We start from the raw sequence: 22,785 nt of genomic DNA, 5'->3' as shown, positions 1-22,785 counted from the left end.
CGTTCCCCGGTGCGTTCCGAGTACCCACCCGCGGGACGGTTAACCAGTTTGCCCGCACGAGGCGGCGGGCAGCCGCAGCCATGACCAGCACCGGCGAACAACCACCTCAACAGCAGCGGCCACCCGGCGACACTGAATCGATGCGACCTCGGCCGCGGGACACGATGGCCGACTACGTGGGTCGGGGTTGTTGTCGGGCAAGTCCGCGCTCGTCACCGGTGGCGACTCCGGCATCGGGCGGGCGGTCGCCATCGCCTTCGCCAAGGAGGGCGCCGACATCGCCATCGCCTACCTCAGCGAACACGACGACGCCGAGGCCACCGCGCGACTCGTCCGCGACGCGGGGCGCGAGTGCGTGCTGCTGCCCGGCGACCTGGGTTCCCGCGCACACTGCGTCGAGGTCGTCGAATCGACCGTGCACCATCTCGGCGGTGTGGACATCCTGGTGAACAACATCGCGACGCAGGCGGAGGTCGAGCGCCCGGAGGACATCACCGACGACCAGTGGCTGCGGACGTTCGAGGTCAACATCCACAGCTACTTCCGGGTGACCAACGCGGCCTTGCCACACCTGGGCGACGGCTCGGCGATCATCAACACCGCGTCGGTCAACGGGTTGCGCGGCAACAAGAAGCTCATCGACTACTCAGCCACGAAAGGCGCGGTCATCGCGTGGACGTACGCGATGGCGCAGAGCCTGGTGAAGCGCGGGATCCGGGTCAACTGCGTGGCCCCGGGCCCGGTGTGGACGCCGCTGATCCCGTCCACCATGTCGGCGGAGCACGTCGCGAAGTTCGGCGAACACGTCCCGATGGGCCGCGCCGCCCACCCGGACGAACTGGCACCGTCGTACGTCTTCTTCGCCGCCGAACGCCTGTCGTCGTACTACAGCGGCGAAGTCCTCGCGGCACTCGGCGGCGAGACCATGCCCGGCTGATCGGAGCGAGCTTCGAGTTCGCGCGAGTGGTTGGCTGCGGGAGAAAGGCGTCGACGTCCGGTTCGGCATCCACCCCGTCGCGGGCAGGCTGCCCGGGCACATGAACGTGCTTTTGGCTACGTGGTCGAGGTCTCGGCGGCCGTCTTGATCGAGGCGGCCTCCGTCTCCACGTACCGCTTGGTCAGCGACCGCGTCAGCAGCCAGCCGATCCCGGACAGCGGACCGGACACGGTCATGGCGAGGGTGAGCCTGCTCCCGTCGGGGTGCGGCTCGACGACGTGCGCGGCGGTGACGTTGGCGCCGGGCGAGCTCGACTCCCAGGTGTATGACGACCCGTCGGCCAGCTCGGTGACCGTCCACACCGCTGTGGGCAGCCGGGGCTGCCGCAACCGGGTTCGGGAGCCGACGGCCAGCGGTCCGGCGTCGAGACGCTCCACGGCGTCGACCGTCGGGATCCGCTCGGGCCAGCGCTCGACGTCGACGACCACCGCCCAGACCCGCTCGGGCGGGGCCGCGATGGTGACGGTGTGCTGCAGGCCGGGCATGCGCCGAGTGTACGACGGCCAGAACCCGCATAGCTCCAGGGCCACTGGGTGTGACGACGCTGTTGCTCCGCTGCGTACTCCCGCATCGCGCGTTCGGCGCGACTTCAGTACACCTATCGGGTCACTATGTTCACTCATCGGTGCCCGCTGACGATGACTGTTCACCTGAGACGGTGGCCTGACCTGCGGTACTTCCCGACCTGACCAGGACGTTTCAGTGTCCGAAATGGACGCACGCAATTTTGTGCGACTCTTTCGGGAAGATCGTCACGGCGCGGGGTAATCGTGGGTGCGTTACTCGCCCGATCGAATGATCAAGGCACACAGGTCGGGTGACAAGTACGTGTGGCTGCGGCGCGGCGCGGCGCGGAGTGGGCAAAGTGGCTGTGGTGGCAGCCCCGCCACCCGTGAATCGTTCCCGACAGAAATCAGGTTTCCCTTGTTCAAGAGGACATTCGCCGCCGCGGTCGTCACCGGCGCGGCGCTGATCACCGGATTCGCAACGGCCGGGACCGCCACGGCGGACCCCCAGCACCTCGCCACCGAGCCGGGTCACGGCCACTCCATGACCATCCTGGGCAACCTCTGTGTCGCCCCGTGGCAGTGGAACGGCCCGCTCGAGACGCTGACCGCAGGTCACACCGCCGGCTACGTCGCCTGCAACGGCAACACCGTGAACAACAACGGCGGCGGCCACCACCTGAGCATCCTCGACAACGCCTGCGTCGCGCCGTGGCAGTGGAACGGCCCGATCGAGGCCCTGACCGTCGACCACACCGCCGACTACGTCGCCTGCAACGACAACGTGGTCAACGGCTGACTTACGCCGTAACCACGAGGGGCGTGATCCTTCGGATCACGCCCCTTTGCCGTGCGTGGGCTCAGGGTCGGCCTCAGGGTCGACTCCTACCGGGGGTGGACAGCGGCCGACGACGCCAGGACGACGCGGGCGCACGGCATGCGCGCCCACAGTGGTGGTGGGAGAGGAGAACTCATGACCACCACCACGACGCGGATCCAGCCGGTCACCTTGCGTACCACTGTCAGGTTCGCGGGAAACTTGCTCTACGCACTGGTCGCCGTAGTGTTGTTCGGCCGGTCCGACTCGGGCGAGACCAAGTCTCGGTCGCGACAGGCACGGACGGGTGATCGCTGAGGCGGGGCGCGAACTAAGCCAGCCGAACCAAAGCAGTGATGTGGTCGCGGGCAAAGGCCCGGGCCCCCGCACCGTCATCCACCGGTATCACCCCGTCCGGAGTGAGCACCAGAGAAAGCGCGAGCCGAGCAAGGATCTCCGCGACCGGCTCCGGCTCGTAAGGTCGCACCTTGCCCTCAGCCTGCAGCCGCCGCGTGATGCCCGCGAGATAATCGCGGCCCAGAGCCAGAAACGGCCCGGCCTCGGTGGTCAGCAGCGGCAGGGTGAACTCCGGTTCGGTGACCAACAGCCGGGTCAGCAGCTGGTTACGCCGCACCCCTTGGGTGAAGGCGACGAACCCCTCCACGACCTGCTCCTCCGCCGACGCACCCTGATCAATCCGAGCGTCGACCTCTTCGATGAACCGGCGGGCCTCCCGGATGGCGACCGCCCGGATGATGTCGCTCTTCTGGGCAAACCTGCGGTACAGCGTCGCCGGGCTGAGTTTCGAGCGTTTCGCCACCTCGCCCATGCTGGTGCGGCGGATGCCGAACTCCAGGAAAGCCGATAAAGCTCCGTCGAGGATTTCGGCTTGGTCGTGCTCGCCGAGGATCATAGGAGTCCAGCCGTTCGCTTGGCTTCGTAGGCAATCTTGTAGAGGCGCAGTCGGGCGGGTGTTCGGTTTCCAACCAGGCCGATCATCTTTCCCAGGCGGCGGAAGCGTTTCTCGTCGCCGGGGGTCCACTTCAGACCGGTGATCTCGCGCATCCTCGGTGGCAGCAGACCGGCCGTGGTGAGGCGCAGGACCTCGCGGTTGAGGGGTTTGGCCAGTGCCCAGGCGACGCCGGGGACGAACCACACCGGCGGCTTGGGGACATCACTCAGCCGCAGCGAGGCCAGCACGTCGCGCACTGAGTCGTTGTCTTCCAAGCGGCTTTCCACCATGTCGGTGAAGTAGTCGTGAAAACCGCGGCGGGTGTCCGGCATGTGGTGGTCGCGCAGGCCGAGGATCCGGCCCAGCTGCCGCCACTCCGCGTACATGCGGTCCTGGTCCGCCGTGCTGATCTCCTCGCCGAGCATGTCCTTGTACCGCAGCATTGTCTCGAAGAGCGTGGCGTGCACCCACCAGTACGCCTCGGGATTCAACGCGTGGTACCGCTCCCCGTGTCGGTCGACGCCCTTGATCGTCTTGTGCAGCTCGCGCAGGCGGGCGGCTTCGTCGAGGGCCCGGTCGCCGGCGAAAATCAGGGAGAACAATGACCGCAGCGTGTCGTCGAGCCGTTTCCACGGCTCTTCGCGGAAGTTCGAGTGCTCCTTCACCCCCGCGCCGACGACCGGGTGGGCGACCTGCAGCAGCAACGCCGCACCGCCGGCGAGGATGGCGCACCGGTCCCCGCCGACGCGCCATGCCACCGACTCCGGCCCGAGCGGGCGCGGCGGTGTCTCCGGGTCCGTCACCCAGTCATCGTGTGGAGTGTCGCGGGACCGATCGACCGGGTTCATCCGCACCTCCATGAGAGAGTGACACCCAAACTCTCTCACGCTATCCAGGGGCGGGCGAGTCGTCAGGCGACGCCGTCGATGACCGGGATCAGCTGCTCCTCCTCGTAGTCGAGGTGGCGTTCGAGCTCCGCGGTGAGCCGCTCGACCTCGGCGAGCACCACCTGGGGGTCCACCCCCACGGTGGACACGGCGGAGATGACCTTCTGGAGGTCGGCGAGGAGCGCCGCGATCTTCACGTGTTCGAACCGCAGCCGATCCAGGGTCTCGGCGAGTTCGGGGTGGTTCGCATCCAGAGCCGAGAACATCCCCTGGTCCTCGTGGGTGTGGTGGATGTGCAGCCCGTGGCACATCGTCAGGCAGTTCACCCGCAGCTGCGCGCCCAGCCGCGGACCGGACTTGGCGATCTCGGCGCGGATCAGCGCGAGTTCCCGGCGGAACCCGCCGTGGACGCGCTTGAGGGCCTCGCCGAAAGTCGCGCCGTTCGGCGGGCCGCCGGAGACCTGCGCCAAGGCCACCACGGGGATGACCCTGGTCGTCTTCGCCTGATACTCGGCCCACTCGGGGTCGTCTTCGGCCGCGCGGGCGTAGGCCTCGTCGCGTTCGGCGCCTGCCAGGACGGTCGCCCGGGCCTCGTAGGTGAAGACACCGTCCTCGACCTGCACCATCGGGTCGGCCACCAGGTTGGTGTACCAGTGCGGGTGCTTCGAAGAGCCACTCGCGGAGGCGATGACGAGCACGCGGTCACCTCCGTCGGGCAAGTAGCTGACCGGCGTGCTGTGCCGGGCCCCGGTTCGGACGCCGGTGGTGGTGAGCAGAAGTAGGCGGGAGCCCTCGAACTCGCCGCCGACCTGGCCGGCGTTGGCGCGGAACTCGTCGATGATTCGCTGGTTGAACGGGTTGGGCATAGGTGTGTTGTCTCCATGGCTGTTGGTCTCGGGCGCGCGGAAGTGCGGCTACTCAGCATCAGGTGTCGCGCGGAAACGCGCGGAGACAACAGAAGGCGGGCCTCTGGCCCGCCCGGCGGTCAAGCGTTCGCCGGACCGCTTACTCGCTCGTGGCCCATGGCCGACCCGGCAGTCACGGCGACGATCTTACTGACGCAACGGGCCGTGGCAAACCAATAACGGGAAATTCTGGTCTAGACCAAGAGGGTCAGACCCCTTGACGGCGCGTGCGACACGGTTCTAGATTTCGCCATTAGTTAGGCAGTCTGCCTAACTAATTGTTCGCCCACCGCCGAAGAACCGGGACCTGACGTGGACCAACTGGCCGGCTCGTCACGCCTGCTCCGCGAGATCAACGAAACCGCGGCGCTCGGGCTCCTGCTGGAGCGCGGGCCGCTCACCCGGGGGCACCTGCGCGAGCTGACCGGGCTGGCCAAGCCCACCACGTCCGAGGTGATGCGCAGGCTGCAGGAGGCGGGCCTGGCCAAGGTCGTCGGGCAGACCACCGGCGGGCCGGGCCGCAACGCCGACGTCTACGCGGTCAACCCGGACGCGGCCTACGCCGCCGCGGTCACCCTCAGCACGCCGACGAACACCCTGGTCACGGCGGTCTGCGACCTCACCGGCCAGGTCCGGGTGCGCGAGGAGAGCACGGTCGACTTCGAGCTCACCGACCCGGTCGAAGCCGTGGCGGGCGCCATCCGCACGGCCTGCAAACAGGCCCGGGTCCCGCTGCGCAAGCTCGACCACGTCCAACTCGGCGTGCCCGGCTCCTACGACGAGCGCGCGGACGTGATCCGCTACGTCGACGTGCCGGGGTGGTCGCGCCCCGGTCTCATCGGCGAGATTCGAGCGCGACTGCGGACCGAGGTGAGCGTCGACAACGACGTCAACCTCGCCGCGGTCGCCGAACGCAGCCGGGGCATCGCGGCCGGGTCCGACGGGTTCGCCCTGCTGTGGCTCGGCGACGGGCTCGGCCTGGCCATCGACCTGGGCGGCAAGCTGCTGCGCGGCGCCCGGGGCGGGGCGGGCGAGATCGGGTACATCCCGGTCGGGATGCCGGGCCAACTCCAAGGCGTGCAGGACTTCCAGGACCTCGTCGGCGGCCCGGCGATCCGCGAACTGGCGCTGCGCCACGGAATCACCGCCGACACCGGCCACGACGCCGTGACCGCCGCCTGCGCCCGCCCCGACGACTCACCCTTCCTCGACGAACTGGCGATCCGCGTCGCGGTCGGGCTCGCCGCGGTCGTCGCGGTGCTCGACCCGCCGCTGGTCGTGCTCAGCGGCGAGGTCGGGCAGGCGGGCGGCACCGCCCTGCAGGACGCCGTGAGCACCGCCCTGCGCACCGTCTCCGTGCTCGAAACCACCGTGGCCGCCACCAGCCTCACCGACGACGTCGTCCTGTTGGGCGCGCTCGACGCCACCCTTTCCGCGGTGCGCGCCGCATTGCTCGCTGTGCCGCCTCCCCGAATTGACAAGCCTGGTCACCTGACGCGGACGACCGCGGATGCGTTGTAGCCGTGGTCGTCCGCCGTCACGGTCCACTTAGGTAGCTGCTGTACCTGCTGCGGTAACCCCCATCGCATCCCCTCGGAGATCACATGAAGACCCGCTCCCTGTTAGCCGCCGCCGCGTTGCTGATCACGACCGCCTGCACACCGGGAGGGACCACGGACACCGCCGTGGCCCCGGCGGGACAGGAAACCTCCGGCACCGTGGAGTTCTGGCACTTCTTCACCGGCCGCGAGGCCAAGTCGATCGAGGACGCCGTCGCCGCGTTCAAGGCAACGCACCCCAAGATCGACGTGAAGATCACCTCGGGCCAGGACGACACCAAGATGCTGCAAGCGATCTCGGCGGGCAACGGCCCCGACGTCGGCCTGTCCTACTCCACCGACATCGTCGGCAAGTTCTGCTCCAGCGCGGCATGGCGCGACCTGAAGCCCTACATCGAGCGGGACAAAGTGGACCTGGGCCAGTTCCCGGACACGGTCCGCAGCTACACCGAATACCGCGGCAAGCGGTGTGCCATGCCGTTCCTCGCCGACGTGTATGGCTTGTACTTCAACAAGAAGCTCCTCGCCGACGCGGGCTACACCGCTCCCCCGAAGACGATGGCCGAGCTGGCCGACATGGCGAAGAAGCTGACCAAGCGGGCGCCGGACGGCACCATCGAGGTCGCCGGTTTCGTGCCCCTGCTGAACTTCTACGAGAACGTCCCCTCGCACATGGCGCCGGTCTGGAACGCGCAGTGGCTCACCGCCGGGGAGAAGTCGGCCATCGGCGGCGACGCCCAGTGGCAGGAAATGCTGCGTTGGCACAAGGATCTGGTCGACTGGTACGGCCACGACAACCTGACGAAGTTCACCTCGGGCCTGGGTGACGAGTGGAGCGCGGACAACGCGTTCCACCAGTCGAAGGTCGCGATCGCGGTCGACGGCGAGTACCGGGTGGCGTTCCTGCGGGAGCAGGCACCCAACGTCGAGTTCGGCACCGCGCCGCTCCCGGTTCCCGACGGTCAGCAGGACCGCTACGGCGCGGGTTACGTGACCGGCAACATCGCGGGAATCTCGGCCAACGCCAAAAACCCCGAAGCCGCCTGGGAACTCGTCCGGTACCTCACCACGAACACCGACTCGATCGTCACGCTGTCCAACGCGATCAAGAACGTGCCGAGCACCCGCGACGCCCTCAAGTCCGACAAACTCGAGGCGGACCCGCACTTCAAGACGTTCCTGGACATCTTCGCCCACCCCAAGACCGCGACCACCCCGCCGAACGCGGCCGGACCGAAGTACGTGGAGCTGACCCAGGAGTTCGTCGACGCCTACCTCGGCGGCAGCCATCCCGATCTCAAGAGCGGTCTGGCCGACCTGGACACGCGGATCAACCAGGCGCTGGAACTCGGGCGCTGATGGCGGCGGCCATCACCGACGTCACGCGGGCCGCTGTTCCCAGCCGGGGGGTGCCCCACCGCCGCCGAGCTGACCGGCGGCGGTGGCGGCACCGGCTGACCGTGCTCAGCTTCCTGGCGCCCGCGCTCATCGGGATCACGGTCTTCCTCATCTACCCGCTGCTGTCGGCCATCTACTTCTCGTTCACCCGGTTCGACCTGCTCACGGCCCCGACGTGGGTGGGCCTGCGCAACTACGAGCACCTGTTCGGCAGCGACCGCACGGCGTGGACGGCGGCGGCGAACACGCTGTGGCTGGTGGTCTTCCTGGTGCCGGCGCGGATGCTCGCGGCGCTGGGGACGGCGATGCTGCTGACCACGGTGAAGCGCGGCGGTTCGGCGTTCCGGATCATCTTCTACCTGCCCGCCCTCGCTCCCCCGGTGGCCGCGACGATCGCGTTCGTGTTCCTGTTCAACCCGGCCACCGGGCCGGTGAACGAGCTGCTCGCGGTGTTCGGTGTGGACGGTCCACTGTGGTTCGACTCGCCGGAGTGGGCCAAGCCGTCGTTGGTGCTGCTGGGCACCTGGGCGGTCGGCGACCTGATGGTGATCTTCCTGGCCGGACTGCTCGACGTGCCGAAGCCACTGTACGAGGCGGCGTCGATCGACGGCGCGAGCAGCTGGCAGAAGTTCCGGTTCATCACCCTGCCGTCGATCTCCCCGGTGCTGATGTTCGCGGGCATCACCGGCGTGATCCAGACCCTGCAGTTCTTCACCCAGGCCGCGGTCGCGGCGAGCGTGGCCAGCGGCAAGGCCACCACGGGCGGCGGCATCTCATCGACGTTCGGCTACCCCGACCAGGCGCTGCTGACCTACCCGATGCACCTCTATGTCTCGGGTTTCCGCTTCTACGACATGGGCTACGCGAACGCGCTCGCCGTCGTGCTGTTCCTGGTCGCCTTCGCGGTGACCCTGGTGCTGCTGCGTCGGTTCCGTGTGTTCGTCGCCGGAGGTGAGCGCGGATGAGGCAGTCCTGGCTGGTGGGCGTGGCCCGGCACAGCATCGCGATCGCCGTGGCGGTGATGTTCTTGGCGCCCTTCGGTTTCGTCCTTCTGACCGCGTTCATGACCAGCGAGCAGGCGCTCACCAGCACCTGGTGGCCATCCTCGTGGCACCCGGAGAACTTCGTCACGATCTTCACCCAGGTCCCGATGCTGCGGTATCTGGGAAACACGCTGATGTACAGCGTGCTGGCGACGCTGTTCATGCTGCTCTCCAGCGTGCCCGCCGCCTACGCGTTGGCGAAGCTGCGCTGGCGCGGCAGCAATGCGACGTTCGTGGTGGTCATCTGCATGATGATGCTGCCGCCGCAGGTGGTCACGGTCCCGCTGTACCTGATGTGGGCCGACGTCGGCCTGACCGGCACCCTGTGGCCGCTGATCCTGCCGATGCTGGCGGGCGACGCGTTCAGCATCTTCCTGCTGCGTCAGTTCCTGCTCACCATCCCGGCCGACTACCTCGACGCGGCCCGCATCGACGGCTGCGGCGAGTGGCAGGTGCTGCTGCGCGTCGTCCTGCCGATGGCCCGGCCGGGCATCGCCGCCACCGCGATCTTCCAGTTCTTCTTCACCTGGAACGACTACTACGGGCCGCTGCTCTACACCAGCGAGAGCCAGGAGCACTGGACGCTCTCGCTGGCGCTGTCGCAGTTCAAACACCTGCACCACGTCGAATGGAATCTCGTCATGGCGGCCACGGTCCTGGTGATGGCACCGGTGATCATCGTCTTCTTCTTCGCCCAGAAGGCATTCGTGCAGGGCGTCACAATCACGGGGGTGAAGGGATGAAGGTGGCGGTCGTCGGCGGCGGGTCGACATACACGCCCGAACTGGTCGACGGGTTCGCCCGCTCCGGCCCGTTCGACGAGCTGGTGCTGATCGACCCGGCGGCCGACCGGCTGGCCGTGATCGGCCCGTTCGCCCGGCGCATCCTGGCCCGTCATGGGCATCCTGGCCGTCTCACGTGGACGAACGACCTCAACACCGGGCTCGCCGACGCGGACATGGTGATCATCCAGCTGCGGGTGGGCGGGCAGGCGGCCCGGATCAGCGACGAGACGTTCCCGCTGGACCGCGGCTGTGTCGGCCAGGAGACCACCGGAGCCGGTGGGCTGGCGAAGGCGTTGCGGACGGTGCCGGTTGTCCTCGACATCGCCCGCCGCGCCCGCGAGCTGGCCGCGTCCGGCGCGTGGGTCGTGGCGTTCACCAACCCGGTCGGCATCGTCACCCGGGCGCTGCTCGACGACGGGCACCGCGCCGTCGGGCTGTGCAACGTCGCCATCGGCCTGCAGCGGCACGTGGCCGGGCTGCTGGACGTGCCGCCCGCCGAGGTCGTGCTCGACCACGTCGGCCTCAACCACCTGAGCTGGGAGCGCGCGGTCACCGTCGGCGGGACCGATCGGCTGCCCGAGCTGTTGGCCGAGCACGGCAAGGATCTCGCCGGACTGGTCAGGATCCCACCTCGGGTCCTGGAGCTGACCGGCACGATCCCGTCCTACTACCTGCGCTACTTCTACTGCCATGACGAAGTTGTCGCCGAACAGCGCGCCACTTCGTCACGCGGGCAGCGGGTCGCCGACATCGAGCGGGAACTGCTGGCGATGTACGCCGACCCGTTGCTGGACACCAAGCCTGCCCTGCTGGGCGAGCGGGGTGGCGCGTACTACTCGGAGGCGGCGGTCGGGCTGATCGCCTCCCTCGTGGGCGACGACCAGGCGGTGCACGCGGTCAACGTGCGCAACGCCGGGACGCTGCCGAACCTGGCCGACGACGCGGTCGTCGAGGTGTCCTGCCGGGTGGGGGCGCTGGGCGCGACGCCGCTGCCGACCGCGCCGCTCGGGCCTGACATCGCGGGCCTGGTCAGCCATGTGTCGGGCTACGAGGATCTCGCGGTCCACGCCGCGGTCCACGGCGGGCGGGACCGGGTGTTCCGCGCGCTGCTGGCGCATCCGTTGGTGGGCCAGGTCGACCTCGCGGAGACGCTGACCGACCGGCTGCTGGCCGAGAACGCCGCTCATCTGGCCTGGGCCAGATGAGCGTGTTCCTCGCCGTCGACGGCGGCAACTCCAAGACCGAGGTGCTGGTGGGCGACACCAGCGGCCACGTCGTGGGCTTCGCCCGCGGCGGCGGGACCAACCACCAGACCTCGGGCGGGCTGTGCGCGGTGATGGGCAAGCTCACCCAGCTGGTGCGCGGGGTCGGGGACGGGCGGCGCCCGGAGCTGGCCGTGGTGTGCCTGGCGGGCGCGGACTTGCCGGTCGAGGTCGCCGCGCTCACCGCGGCCGTCGAGACGGCGGACTGGGCTGACAAGTCCATTGTGGATAACGACATGGCGGCGCTGCTGCGGGCGGGCACCGAGGCGCCTGACGCCGTCGCGGTGGTGTGCGGGGCGGGGATCAACTGCCTGGGCCGGGCGGCGGACGGCCGGATGGTCCGGTTTCCCGCACTGGGGCACGTTTCCGGCGACTGGGGCGGCGGCCAGCACCTGGGCGCGCTCGCGCTGTGGCACGCGGCCCGGGCCGAGGACGGCCGCGGCCCGGCGACCGCCTTGGTCGCCGCCGTGGCCCGGCACTTTGGCCGGACCACGGCCGCCGAGGTGTCCGCCGCCGTGCACCTCGGCGAGATTTCCCCTCGGCGGCTGGGGGAACTGAGCCCGGTGCTGTTCCAGGTCTCCGCGGCGGGCGACGAGGTGGCGCGTTCGGTGGTGACCAGGCAGGGGGAAGAGATCGTCGCCTTGGCCACGGCCGCGCTGCGCAGGCTCGACCTGCTCGCGGCGCCGACCGCCGTCGTGCTCGGCGGCGGGGTGCTGCGGGCCCTCGATCCACTGCTGTTTCAGCTGGTCAGCACCGGTCTGCGGGTCGAAGCGCCACGCGCGGAGATCACGCTGGTCACCGATCCGCCGGTCGTGGGCGCCGCCCTGCTGGCGATGGACACACTCGGGGCGGACCGAGCCGCCCAGGACGCGATGCGCGCGCGAGTGCGGCGCCTGATCGCCGCACATCAACCGGGAGAGATCTGACCAGAGAGAGGAATCAACGTGCGACCCTGCGCCAAACCACGTTCGCGAACGACCCGTGCCTTGCTCGCCCTGGGGGCGGCCGCCGCCATGGTGGCGATCGTCCTGCCGACCCAGCCGGTGTCCGCCGCTCCGACGGTGCACCAAGCGGAGGCGGCGACCGTGTCCCAGGGGGTGGTCGAGTCCAACCACGCCGGCTTCACCGGGACCGGATTCGTCAACTACGACAACGTGACCGGCAGCTACGCCGAGTTCACCGTGACCGCCGCGGCGGCGGGCCCGACCACGTTGGCCTTCCGCTTCGCCAACGGCAGCACGGCCAACCGGCCGATGGACATCCGGGTCAACGGCAGCCTCGCCGCCGACGACCTCGCCTTCGGCCCCACGGGCGCCTGGTCGACATGGAAGACCGCGTCGACCACCGCGACCCTGGCGGCGGGCACCAACCGAATCCGGGCGACAGCGGTCACCGCCATCGGCGGGCCCAACCTTGACAGCCTCACCGTCGGCGGCCCGACCGCCGGTGCGACACCGGCCGCGATCAACGGCCAACTGAAGGTCTGCGGCACCAAGCTCTGCAACCAGTACGGCAAACCCATCCAGCTGCGCGGCGCGAGCACGCACGGGCTGCAGTGGTACAGCAACTGCGTCAGCGGCGCCTCGCTCGACGCCCTCGCCACGGACTGGAACGGCGACGTCCTGCGGATCTCGATGTATATCCAGGAAGGCGGGTATGAGACGAACCCGCGCTACTACACCGATCTGGTCCACTCGATCATCGAGCAGGCCACCGCGCGGGGCATGTACGCGATCGTGGACTGGCACATGCTCAGCCCGGGCGATCCGTACCACAACCTGAGCCGTGCCAAGACCTTCTTCACCGAGATCGCCCAGCGGCACAACAACAAGACCAACCTGCTCTACGAGATCGCCAACGAGCCCAGCGGCGTGAGCTGGTCGCGGATCAAGTCCTACGCCCAGGAGCTGATCCCGGTGATCCGCGCCCACGACCCGGAGACGCCGATCCTGGTGGGCACCCGCGCGTGGTCGTCGCTCGGGGTTTCCGAGGGCGGCAGCGAGACCGAGGTCGTCAACAACCCGGTGTCGGCGGCCAACATCATGTACGTCTTCCACTTCTACGCCGCTTCCCACACCGATGAATACCTCAACACACTGTCGCGGGCGGCCGACCGGATCCCGATGTTCGTCACGGAGTTCGGCACCCAGGACTACAGCGGTGACGGCGCGAACAACTTCACCATGTCGCAGCGGTACCTGGACCTGATGGCGGCGAAGAAGATCAGCTGGGTCAACTGGAACTTCTCCGACGATCAGCGGTCGGGTGCGGTCTTCCAGCCGGGGACCTGCCCTGGCGGACCGTACGCGGGCACCTCGCGGCTCAAGCCCGCGGGCGTGTGGGTCCGTGAGCGGATGAGGACCGCGGACAACTTCCCGACAAGCTGACCTGCCCCCCGCGAGTCGCCCCTCCAGGCAACCGAGTCGCCCCTTCCGGCAAGCGAGTTCGACATCGAGATGACCTCGAATGGTGAACTCGTTCGCTGGGAGGGGCGACTCACTTGCCGGGAGGGGCGACTCGCGGGTCAGCTTAGATCTTGGTGAAGGTCCAGCGCTGCAAGGTGGCGCCGGTGTTCGGCTGCTGGGTGAGCTTCGCGCCGTCGGTGCCCGTCGCCGCGGTGATCGCCAGGCCGCTCGCCTGGGACACCATGGCGTAGCCGCCGCCCGCCGCCGCGACCAGTGACCAGCGCTGGTTGGCCCCGCCGGTGCAGGTCCACTGGATGATCGCGGCGCCCGCGGTGGATGAGCCACCGTTGACGTCCACGCACAGGCCGTTGTGGACGTTCTTCAGGGTGTAGCTGCCGTCGCCGTTCGCGGTGGTGACGAAACGCTGGTTGTTGCCGGTGTGCGGGGCCCACACGATCAGTTGGGTGCCGGTCGCGGTGGCTGAGCCGGGCACGTCCATCGCCTTGCCTGATGTGGTGATCTGGTAGGTGGCGCCGGAGTCGACCGGGCTGGGCGAGTACACCTCGAACTCGTAGAGCGAGTACCCGAACGTGGTGGCCCGCTGGGTGCCCTGCATCCGGACATAGCGGCCCGAGCCGGACAGGCCGGTGAGGTCGTCGACGCCGCCGTCACCGGCCGTGGTGGTGTGGATGGCGGTCCAGGTCGTGCCGTCGTTGGATGTCTCGACGCGGTATCCCCTGCCGTAGGCCGCCTCCCAGCTGAGCTTGACCCGGCTGATCGGCTTCGACGATCCCAGATCGACGGTGATCCGCTCGCCGTCGGTGTACCCGCTCGACCAGCGGGAGGCGTAGTCGCCGTCGACGGCGTGGCTGCCGGGGAAGCTCGGGGTCTCGGTGCTGGAGACCGTCACCGGTTTGCCGAAGGCGAGGTTTCCGGGCTGCGCGGCGACCGGCCAGCCGGGGTTGCGCCCGATCGCGGCGACGATCGGCTGGAACGTCGACCACGTGCTCACCAACTTGGGCGAGCCCCACACCTGCTGCGCGAGCATCCGCAGCGAGTCCTTCACGCCGGCGGCGATCTGCGCCTCGGTCTCGGTCTCCGGGTAGTCGCACCAGATGTGGATCTTCGAGCCGAGGTTCTTGGACTTGCTCGCCGCGGTCAGGGTCTGGTTGTCCTGAAAGGTGTCCGGGGTCCAGGTCTCATAACCCCACGTGGTGTCCGGACGCCCGACGCTCGACGGGTGCAGCACGTAGTAGGTCGGGGTCCAGCTCTCGTTGGAGATCAGGTGGCCGTTGTCGACATGCTTCTGCGGTGACAGGCCGTAGCTGTACCAGAACTCGACGATGATGTTCGGGTTCACCGTGATGGCGCTGCCGCCGAACAGCCCGTCGTTCCAGGCGCGGGTGGTCTTGCCGGACGCGCGCACGATCCCGTTGGCCCAGTTGACGAAACCGAGGTAGGCGTCCTTGGCGTTCGCGGTGGCGCCGTACTTGGCACGCGCGTAGGTCTGCAGCTGCGGGTACGCGTTGTAATCGGTGACGTACTCGTCGGCGCCGATGTGGAAGTACGGCCCGGGGAACAGCGGCAGGTACTCGTCGTAGATGTCCTTGATGAGGGTGTAGGCGGCGTCCTTGCTCAGGTCGATGAACCCGTGGTTGACCGTGCCGGTGTTGCTGACGAGCTTGAGTTCCGGGTGCGCGGCGAGGATCGGGTCCATGTGGCCGGGCGCGTCGAGCTCCGGCACGACGGTGATCTTGTACTTCGCGGCCAGCGCGATCAGGTCGGTGATCTCCTGCTTGGTGAGGTGCTGGGCGGAGACGTACTCCGGGTGCTTGACGCTCTCGATCCGGAAGCCCTTGTTGTCCGACAGGTGCAGGTGGAAGTAGTTCAGCTTGAGGTAGGCCAGTTCCTTGACGTGGTCGCGCAGCCACTGCGGCGTGAAGTACTTGCGGCCGTTGTCGACCATCAGGCCGCGCTCGGGCTTGAGCGCCCAGTCGCGGGCGGTGCCCTGCGGGATTGCCGTGCCCTGCTTGAGCAGCTGCAGGATGGTGCGGGTGCCGTAGAAGGCGCCCCGGTCGTCGCGCGCGGAGATGGTGATCCGGTCGGTGATGGACATCGCGTAGCCCTCGGCGCCGAGCGCGGTGTCGGTCGAGCCAAGGGACAGCAGGATGTCGCCCGCACGGAGGTCGGCGGCCGTGCCCGCGAGCTGGGCGATGTCGTTGCCGGTCAAGGACCTCAGGTCTTCGGCGAAAGTTTGGCTGGTCGACGCCAGCGCGGGTGTGTCCCGGACGATCCGGGACGCGCCGGAGAAGGAGTAGGAGCCGGCGCCGCCGGTCCATTCCTGCAGCGCGGGGATCGTCCGCGGTTTCTCATTGGCCGCGGCGGCCACGGCCGGTGGGCCGCCGACGACGACGCCGCCGACCGCGGTGAGGAGTAAGAGAGCGGCGAGCACGACGCGCGCCAACAATCGCTGGGAGGCCATCGGTGTCCTTCGGGAGCGCAGGGGACGGGAACCGGGCAGGTAGTGGTCCAGACCAAAAGAGTGAAGCGCGCTTGCGTGAAAGATGTCAATAGTTGTTCATTCACTGGCTTGACCGAACATGAATCGTCATCATTCGACCATACGAGTCCAAGCGAACCATTGACATCGGCGTTCACGGGCGGGACAGTTCTGCGTAATCCTGCATTAAACTGCCCTGTTTCGATCTAAAACATGCACGCAAGCTGGAGAGTCCCTGCCCTGCACCCTGAGAGGTCCAGTATGAGAGCCCGACTGTCCCGTCGCCTCGCCTTACTCACCGGCGCCGTCCTGGTCGCCGCGGCGCTGCCCCTGATCAGCACCGGAACCGCGTCAGCCGCCACGCTCGGCAACATCACCGCGTTCACCCCGAACGGGTCCACCTACGAGATCTCAGCGGGAACACCCAAGGTGCGGGTGAGCTTCGCCCAGCCCGGCGTGTTCCGGCTGTGGCTCGCGCCCACCGGCACGTTCAGCGACCCGGTCGGCGGGAAGATCGCCATCAAGACCGACTTCGGCGCGGTCGACACGACCTGGTCCGACGCGGGCACCTACTACCGGATGAACACCAGCGCGGTGACCCTGCGGGCCTACAAGTCCCCGCTGCGCTTCGAGCTCTACCGGGCCGACAACACCACCCCGGTCTGGAAGGAGTCCACCGGTCTGACCTGGGAGACCGGGTCGGCCACGCAGAGCCTGACCCGGGGCGCCGACGAGCAGTTCTACGGCACCGGGTTCCGCCTCGGCGCCTGGGCGCTGCGCGACCTGTCGGTCCCCGTCGCGGTCGACAACACCTGGCGTGAGGGCAAGAACGCCTCCCCCGCGCCCTTCTACCTGTCCACCAACGGCTACGGCGTCGTGCGCAACACCTGGGCGCCCGGGCAGTACGACTTCATGTCCACCGTCGGACTGCGACACAACGAGACCCGGTTCGACGCGTTCTACTTCGTCGGCGACGGCCCGAAGGACGTGCTGAACCGATACACCGATGTCACCGGCAAGCCGTTCCTGGCCCCGATCTGGGGCTTCGAGATGGGCAACGCCGACTGCTGGAACGCATCGAACCCCGACTACCAGGGCGACCACAACCGGGTCGACCACCAGACCACGCCCGACGTGGTCAAGTACGCCGACCAGGCGGTCGCCGCGGACATGCCCTCGGGCTGGTTCCTCCCGAACGACGGCTACGGCTGCGGGTACACCGGCCTGACGAACGTGGTCTCGCAGCTGCAGGCCCGGGGCATGAAGACCGGGCTGTGGACCTCGACCGGGCTGTCCGACATCGCCAACGAGGTCGGCGTGTCCGGCAGCCGCGCGGTGAAGACCGACGTCGCCTGGATCGGCCCCGGCTATCAGATGGCCTTCGACGGAGTGCAGCAGGCCGTCAACGGGATCGAGAACAACAGCGACGCCCGCCGCTTCGTCTGGACGGTCGACGGCTGGGCGGGCACCCAGCGCAACGCCGTCGTCTGGAGCGGCGACACCCACGGCACCTGGGACGACATGCGCTGGCATGTCCCGGCGATCACCGGGGCGGGCCTGTCCGCGCTGAACTACGCGGCGGGCGACGTCGACGGCATCTACGGCGGCAGCGCCAAGACCTACGCGCGCGACCTGCAGTGGAAGGCGTTCACCCCGGCCCTGATGACCATGTCCGGCTGGGGCACGGCGAATCCGTCGACCGGGTTCAACGACAAGCAGCCGTGGCGCTGGGCCGAGCCGACCCAGTCGATCAACCGCAAGTACCTCAAGCTGAAGATGCGGCTCACGCCGTACCTGTACTCGATGAGCCGGGTCGCGACCGAGACCGGCACCCCGTCGACCCGGGCCATGGTCCTGGAGTACCCGAACGACCCGGTCGCCCGGGGCAACCAGACCAGCCAGCAGTTCATGTCGGGTGACTCGTTCCTGGTCGCCCCGGTCACCAGCGACACGACCGTGCGCGACGGGATCTACCTGCCCGCGGGCACGTGGACCGACTACTGGTCCGGCAAGACCTACGCCGGACCGGGTTGGCTCAACGGGTACAACGCGCCGCTGGACACGCTGCCGCTGTTCGTCAAGGGCGGCGGGATCGTCCCGATGTGGCCGCAGATGAACCGCAGCGGCGAGAAGCCCGCCACCCCGATCACCTACGACGTCTACCCGCGCGGCACCTCGACGTTCTCGCTGTACGAGGACGACGGCCTCACCCGGTCCTACCAGACCGGGGCGTTCGCCAAGCAGAAGGTCGACGTCACCGCCCCCACTTCGGGCGCGGGCGACGTGCGGATCCAGGTCGGCGCGAGCGTCGGCTCGTACACCGGCAAGCTCGCGAGCCGCGGCTACGACTTCGCCGTCCACGTGGCGTCCGCGCCCAGCGCGGTGACGCTCGGCTCGACCACGCTTGTCAAGCACACCACCAAGTCCGCCTACGACAGCGCCACGACCGGCTGGTTCTTCGACTCGGCCGACCGGGCGGGCGTGCTCCACGTCAAGACCGGCACGCAGAGCACGTCGACGGCGTTCACCGTCACCGCGACCGGCACCACCCTGCCCGCCGCGAACGCCATCCCCACGGGAAGCCAGCCCATCCCGAAGGCGGGCCAGACGGTGATCTCGGTCGACAGCCAGGAATCCGGCCACGCGGGCGGCAACGCGATCGACGGCAACACCGGCACCATGTGGCACACCGCGTGGTCGGGTGTCGACCCGGACCCGGCGCCGCCGCACGAGATCAAGGTCGACCTCGGGGCGAGCTACCAGGTCGACGGACTCCGTTACCTGCCAAGGCAGGACGGCGGAACCAACGGAAGCATCGGCCAGTACGAGGTCTACGTCAGCGACAACGCCACCACGTGGGGCACACCGGTGACGACCGGAACCTTCAGCGCTGGAACGACAGAGAAGGCCTTGTCCTTCACCGCGAAGACCGGACGCTACCTACGACTGCGCGCACTGTCCGAGGTGAACGGCGGGCCGTGGACCTCCGCGGCCGAGATCACCGCCATCGGCAAGCCCGCGGCCGCGTCGGCGCCGATTCCCAAGGCGGGACAGAGCATTGTCTCCGCCAGCAGCCAGCAGACCGGGGAGCCGGCGAGCAACGCGATCGACGGGAACACCGCGACCTACTGGCACACCAAGTGGTCCGGCGGCGTGGACCCACTCCCCCACGAGGTCCAGATCAACCTCGGGGCGAGCTACCAGATCGATGGACTCCGTTACCTGCCAAGGCAAGACGGCGGTATCAACGGAACCATTGGTCAGTACGAGATCTATGTCAGCGACAGCACCACCAGTTGGGGCACACCCGTCGCGACCGGAACCTTCAGCGGTGGAACGACAGAGAAGGCCTTGTCCTTCACCGCGAAGACCGGACGCTACCTCCGCCTGCGCGCACTGTCCGAAGTAAACGGTGGACAGTGGACCTCCGCCGCGGAGATCACCGCGGTCGGCCGGTGATGGCAACCACCTAGCGCAACCCGGTGGGGCAGGCGGAAAACGGCACCGCCTGCCCCACCGTTCCCCGAGACTCCGCCCGGTCAGGTGAGGTCTGACCGGGCGAAACTCGTTCCCCCCAAACCGCACCCAAGGGAACCGCGACGCATGCCGACCCCGGTCACCGCCCAACGCGCCGTTACTCCACACGTGACCAAAACTTTGAACTCCGGGGGAGGCGGAACAGTGACGGAAAGCACTGCGGGTAAACGACCTCCGGCCACGGTTCCTAACTGGAGCGATCACCGCGCGTGATCGAACTCGTCAGTAACAAAAGATCTTGGACTCTGGGAATCACCAGGTAGGTGGTACCGCGCACGCAGTGTCGATGGCATGGTTACTTCCCGGCACTCCAAGCCGGAGTCGCGTTGGTCGGTGACGAGATATTTTAGGGGACCGCAGTGAACCTCGCCGCCCAGTCGACCAGCTACTTCACGACAGCCCGCCACGAACAGTTGCGTGAGCAGGTCCGTGAGTTCGCGGAGAGTAAGGTCGCACCCCGGGTAGCCGAGATGGAAGAGTCCCGGGCGGTCCATTTCGAAATGTCGCGGCTGATCGCGCAGCAGGGCTGGATCGGCGTCACGGTGAACCCCCGCTACGGCGGCATGGGGCTCGGCCACCTGGCGAAGACGATCATCATCGAGGAGTTGTCGCGGGTCAGCGGTGCGATGGGCGCCATGGTACAGGCCTCGCAGCTCGGCGTCGCGAAGATCGTGCACTTCGGCAACGAATACCAGAAGTGGCGCTGGCTGCCCGCCATCAGCGACGGCCGCTGCCTGCCGACGATCGCCGTGACGGAGCCCGAGTCCGGTGGTCACGTCGCCGGGATGTCCGCTACCGCCAAACGAGTGAACGGCGACTACGTCCTCAACGGCCGGAAGGTGTTCGTCGGCAACAGCCACGTCGGCGACCTGCACGGCGTGGTGGCGCGCACCGGGCCCGGATCGAAAGGGATGTCGGCGTTCCTGGTCGAGGCCACCACCCCCGGCTTCTCCCTCGGCCCGCACCGGCCCGCGATGGGACTGCACGGCTTCAGCTTCGGCGAACTGATCTTCGACGACTGCCGCGTCCCGGCGGACAACCTGCTCGGCGCCGAGGGCGACGGCCTCTCCGTCGCGTACTCCTCAAGTGTCCTCTATGGCAGGCCGAACCTGACGGCCGTCGCCCTGGGAATCCACCAGGCACTGGTCGAGCGGACCGTCCACTTCACCAAGGAGCACCAGCGCTACGGTGAGTCGCTGAGTGAACTCCCGACTGTCAAACAGAAACTCGGGCAGCTGCAGTCCCAGCTGATGACCTGCCGGCTCGCCGCCTACCACGCCGCGCACCTGCTCGACCAGGGCATCCCCTGCGACGCGGACCTGATCAACGCCAAGCTGCTCAACGTCGAGTCCTCTTTGGACGCCGCACGCACGGCGATGGAGGTGCACGCGGCGTACGGGCTCGACCCCGACCGCCACATCGAGCGCCTCTTCCGCGACGCCCACCACATCTACGCCCCGGCCGGCACCTCGGACGTGCAGCGGCTACGGCTCGCCGAGGTGGCGCTGGGGACCTACCGGGACCAGTGGTCGGAGCGCTTCGCCACCGAACTGCGGTCCAGCAGCACTTTCCTGCGCAACGCCGGATAGCAACCACCCAACCGCCTGCCAAGGGGACCGTGATGTCTCCCGGCCACGGTTACCAGCGATCGCACGCGATCGCTGGTAACCGACCCGTGTCAAATTCCGGGGAGGCGGTTACTTTTCGCGCTGGTGGATCAGGTCGACGACCTTGGCTGCCATCGACTTGATGAGCTCCAGGCCCGGGCGGCCCCACCGGCTCTCCTCGGTGGCCACGACGCAGATCGTGCCGAGTGCCGTGCCGGTGCGGTCGATCAGCGGGGCGCCCATGTAGGCGCGGACGCCGATCGAGTTGATCACCGGGTTCACCGCGAAGCGCGGGTAGGAACACACGTCGTCGAGCACCAATGCCTTGCGCCGCACCACGACGTGCGGGCAGTACCCGTGGTCGCGGGCCATCGTCCGGCTCGGGGTCGCGTTCGACGACGACTGGGCAGCCTTCAGCGCGTCCGCCTGGACGCTGGACGGCACGTGCAGCCCGGCGAAGTACTGCTCGTTCTCGCCGATGAAGTTGACCATCGCGTAGGGGGCGTCGGCCGCCTCGGCGAGTTCAGTCGCGAACGCGTCGAACTCCGGGTCGGGCGTGCCGCCGAGCCCGAGTTCCTGCAGCCGCACCAGCCGCCTGCCGACCTCGGGGTCGTTGGGCGCGGTGAGCAGCCGGGAGTCGATCATGTCGTAGTTCATGGGTGGCTCCGGATCCTAGGGACTGGGGCAGTCGTCCCGGCGACGTCGAACGTCGCGAGGACGGATTCGAGCAGGGCGATCAGCACCTCGCTCGCCGAGCGGGTCCGGCGGGCGTCGCACCGCACGAGCGGCACATGCGGCTTGAGCGCGAGCGCCTCCCGCACCTGTGCGTCTTCGTACCAGTAGCCGCCCTCGAACTCGTTGAGCGCGACGATGAACTTGATGTCACGCCGTTCGAAGAACTCGACGGCACTGAAGCAGTCCTGCAGCCTGCGGGTGTCGGCGAGGACGACCGCGCCGAGCGCGCCGCGGGAAAGCTCGTCCCACATGAACCAGAAACGATCTTGCCCGGGCGTGCCGAACAGATACAGCACCAAGTTCTTGTCGGTCAAGGAGATGCGGCCGAAGTCCATGGCCACGGTGGTGGTCGTCTTGCTCTCGACACCGACCACACTGTCCGTGCCGACGCTCGCCGCGGTCAGCGTCTCCTCGGTGGTCAGCGGCTCGATCTCGCTCACCGCGCCGACGAACGTGGTCTTCCCGACCCCGAAGCCGCCCGCGATGAGGATCTTGACCTGGATCGGGAACTGCTCAAACGATCCGGCGGAGACCATCGATCACCGCCCGCAGAACGTCTGGGTCGTTGGAATAGGACGTGCTTGGCGGGAATCTGGCGATCACAGCCCCCAGTTCGATCAGGTCGGACAACAGGACCTTCGCCACGGTGACCGGGCGGCGCAGGTGCGCGGCGATCTCGGCGACGGATATCGGCACCTGGCACAGCCGCAGCGCCTGGGCGTGCTCCACGCCGAGCCGGTCGGGCGCGACCATCCCGCCGCCCGTGGCCCGGACCAGCGACATCAGGTCCAACGGTGTGCTGGGCTGGGTGCGCCCATCGGTCACGGCGTAGGGACGGACGCCGAACAGATCCGCGTCCTCGTCGGGATCCTCGCCCGTACCAGCCATCG

Annotated in this window: 18 protein-coding genes and 2 pseudogenes; 12 read left to right on the top strand and 8 right to left on the bottom strand. The window is 68.3% G+C overall.

All coding sequences use genetic code 11. The annotated features are described in order from the left end of the window. The first annotated feature begins 80 nt into the window (after nt 1-80). Together ACUZ2Y_RS01595 and ACUZ2Y_RS01590 are read left to right on the top strand one after the other, a co-directional pair. A pseudogene (locus tag ACUZ2Y_RS01595) lies at nt 81-937 on the top strand (SDR family oxidoreductase). A gap of 34 nt (nt 938-971) precedes the next feature. Next, nucleotides 972-1,055, top strand: a pseudogene (locus tag ACUZ2Y_RS01590) (NAD(P)(+) transhydrogenase (Re/Si-specific) subunit beta); the annotation flags it as partial. Here ACUZ2Y_RS01590 and ACUZ2Y_RS01585 read toward each other — a convergent pair. Then, nucleotides 1,054-1,482 carry an SRPBCC family protein gene (locus ACUZ2Y_RS01585; protein WP_476326175.1) on the bottom strand — a complete coding sequence of 143 codons (429 nt, stop codon included), beginning with the start codon at nt 1,480-1,482 and terminating at the stop codon, nt 1,054-1,056. The pseudogene ACUZ2Y_RS01590 and the gene ACUZ2Y_RS01585 sit on opposite strands and share 2 nt — an antisense overlap. A gap of 439 nt (nt 1,483-1,921) precedes the next feature. Here ACUZ2Y_RS01585 and ACUZ2Y_RS01580 point away from each other — a divergent pair, with 439 nt between their 5' ends. Further along, nucleotides 1,922-2,302: a hypothetical protein gene (locus ACUZ2Y_RS01580; protein WP_476326174.1), complete on the top strand. Its 381-nt coding sequence runs from the start codon at nt 1,922-1,924 to the stop codon at nt 2,300-2,302. 349 nt (nt 2,303-2,651) lie between these two features. Here the strand turns inward: ACUZ2Y_RS01580 and ACUZ2Y_RS01575 are convergent, their stop codons facing one another. From ACUZ2Y_RS01575 to ACUZ2Y_RS01565, 3 genes are all read right to left on the bottom strand, one after another. Further along, nucleotides 2,652-3,233, bottom strand: coding sequence for a TetR/AcrR family transcriptional regulator (locus tag ACUZ2Y_RS01575; RefSeq protein WP_476326172.1), 582 nt, complete (start codon nt 3,231-3,233; stop codon nt 2,652-2,654). Further along, a complete protein-coding gene (locus ACUZ2Y_RS01570) occupies nt 3,230-4,075 on the bottom strand; it encodes an oxygenase MpaB family protein (RefSeq protein WP_476326170.1) in 846 nt (281 codons plus the stop codon). Before ACUZ2Y_RS01570 ends, ACUZ2Y_RS01575 begins: the two co-directional genes overlap by 4 nt. A gap of 107 nt (nt 4,076-4,182) precedes the next feature. Continuing rightward, a complete protein-coding gene (locus ACUZ2Y_RS01565) occupies nt 4,183-5,025 on the bottom strand; it encodes a nitroreductase/quinone reductase family protein (RefSeq protein ID WP_476326168.1) in 843 nt (280 codons plus the stop codon). Between the two features lie 351 nt (nt 5,026-5,376). Here ACUZ2Y_RS01565 and ACUZ2Y_RS01560 point away from each other — a divergent pair, with 351 nt between their 5' ends. The 7 genes from ACUZ2Y_RS01560 to ACUZ2Y_RS01530 all read left to right on the top strand — a co-directional run bounded on the left by ACUZ2Y_RS01560 (nt 5,377) and on the right by ACUZ2Y_RS01530 (nt 13,498). Then, on the top strand, nt 5,377-6,585 hold the full coding sequence (locus tag ACUZ2Y_RS01560) for an ROK family transcriptional regulator (RefSeq protein WP_476326166.1): 1,209 nt from the start codon (nt 5,377-5,379) through the stop codon (nt 6,583-6,585). Nucleotides 6,586-6,668: 83 nt separating this feature from the next. Then, nucleotides 6,669-7,982: an ABC transporter substrate-binding protein gene (locus tag ACUZ2Y_RS01555; RefSeq protein ID WP_476326164.1), complete on the top strand. Its 1,314-nt coding sequence runs from the start codon at nt 6,669-6,671 to the stop codon at nt 7,980-7,982. After that, nucleotides 7,982-8,986: a carbohydrate ABC transporter permease gene (locus ACUZ2Y_RS01550; protein WP_476326162.1), complete on the top strand. Its 1,005-nt coding sequence runs from the start codon at nt 7,982-7,984 to the stop codon at nt 8,984-8,986. Before ACUZ2Y_RS01555 ends, ACUZ2Y_RS01550 begins: the two co-directional genes overlap by 1 nt. After that, a complete protein-coding gene (locus ACUZ2Y_RS01545; protein ID WP_476326161.1) occupies nt 8,983-9,807 on the top strand; it encodes a carbohydrate ABC transporter permease in 825 nt (274 codons plus the stop codon). The genes ACUZ2Y_RS01550 and ACUZ2Y_RS01545 overlap by 4 nt, the downstream gene beginning before the upstream one ends. Then, nucleotides 9,804-11,054, top strand: coding sequence for a 6-phospho-beta-glucosidase (locus ACUZ2Y_RS01540; protein ID WP_476326159.1), 1,251 nt, complete (start codon nt 9,804-9,806; stop codon nt 11,052-11,054). Before ACUZ2Y_RS01545 ends, ACUZ2Y_RS01540 begins: the two co-directional genes overlap by 4 nt. Beyond that, a complete protein-coding gene (locus ACUZ2Y_RS01535) occupies nt 11,051-12,037 on the top strand; it encodes an N-acetylglucosamine kinase (RefSeq protein ID WP_476326157.1) in 987 nt (328 codons plus the stop codon). The genes ACUZ2Y_RS01540 and ACUZ2Y_RS01535 overlap by 4 nt, the downstream gene beginning before the upstream one ends. Before the next feature lie 60 nt (nt 12,038-12,097). Further along, nucleotides 12,098-13,498: a cellulase family glycosylhydrolase gene (locus tag ACUZ2Y_RS01530; RefSeq protein ID WP_476326155.1), complete on the top strand. Its 1,401-nt coding sequence runs from the start codon at nt 12,098-12,100 to the stop codon at nt 13,496-13,498. Nucleotides 13,499-13,640: 142 nt separating this feature from the next. On the opposite strand, the gene ACUZ2Y_RS01525 is transcribed toward ACUZ2Y_RS01530, so the two are convergent. Beyond that, nucleotides 13,641-15,998, bottom strand: a complete 2,358-nt coding sequence (locus ACUZ2Y_RS01525; RefSeq protein ID WP_476326153.1) for a family 20 glycosylhydrolase — start codon at nt 15,996-15,998, stop codon at nt 13,641-13,643. 279 nt (nt 15,999-16,277) lie between these two features. On the opposite strand from ACUZ2Y_RS01525, the gene ACUZ2Y_RS01520 reads away from it, so the two are divergent. Both ACUZ2Y_RS01520 and ACUZ2Y_RS01515 read left to right on the top strand, forming a co-directional pair. Beyond that, the gene (locus tag ACUZ2Y_RS01520; RefSeq protein ID WP_476326151.1) at nt 16,278-19,475 is read left to right on the top strand and encodes a discoidin domain-containing protein; all 3,198 of its coding nucleotides are present in this window, start codon (nt 16,278-16,280) and stop codon (nt 19,473-19,475) included. A 437-nt stretch (nt 19,476-19,912) separates the two neighbouring features. Beyond that, on the top strand, nt 19,913-21,142 hold the full coding sequence (locus tag ACUZ2Y_RS01515; protein WP_476326149.1) for an acyl-CoA dehydrogenase family protein: 1,230 nt from the start codon (nt 19,913-19,915) through the stop codon (nt 21,140-21,142). Nucleotides 21,143-21,250: 108 nt separating this feature from the next. Here ACUZ2Y_RS01515 and ACUZ2Y_RS01510 read toward each other — a convergent pair whose 3' ends face one another. Genes ACUZ2Y_RS01510 through ACUZ2Y_RS01500 form a run of 3 tightly spaced genes read right to left on the bottom strand, consistent with a single transcriptional unit; the run spans nt 21,251 to nt 22,783 of the window. Next, complete coding sequence (locus tag ACUZ2Y_RS01510) at nt 21,251-21,817, bottom strand: GAF domain-containing protein (protein ID WP_476326147.1); 567 nt, start codon at nt 21,815-21,817, stop codon at nt 21,251-21,253. Continuing rightward, complete coding sequence (locus ACUZ2Y_RS01505) at nt 21,814-22,431, bottom strand: GTP-binding protein (RefSeq protein WP_476326145.1); 618 nt, start codon at nt 22,429-22,431, stop codon at nt 21,814-21,816. Before ACUZ2Y_RS01505 ends, ACUZ2Y_RS01510 begins: the two co-directional genes overlap by 4 nt. Next, nucleotides 22,409-22,783: a DUF742 domain-containing protein gene (locus ACUZ2Y_RS01500; RefSeq protein WP_476331495.1), complete on the bottom strand. Its 375-nt coding sequence runs from the start codon at nt 22,781-22,783 to the stop codon at nt 22,409-22,411. Before ACUZ2Y_RS01500 ends, ACUZ2Y_RS01505 begins: the two co-directional genes overlap by 23 nt. Nucleotides 22,784-22,785: the final 2 nt, after the last annotated feature.

It is taken from the genome of Actinokineospora sp. UV203 (genome assembly GCF_056323665.1).
Note: the sequence above shows the minus strand (reverse complement) of the source record. Positions and strands in the feature narration are given on the sequence as shown.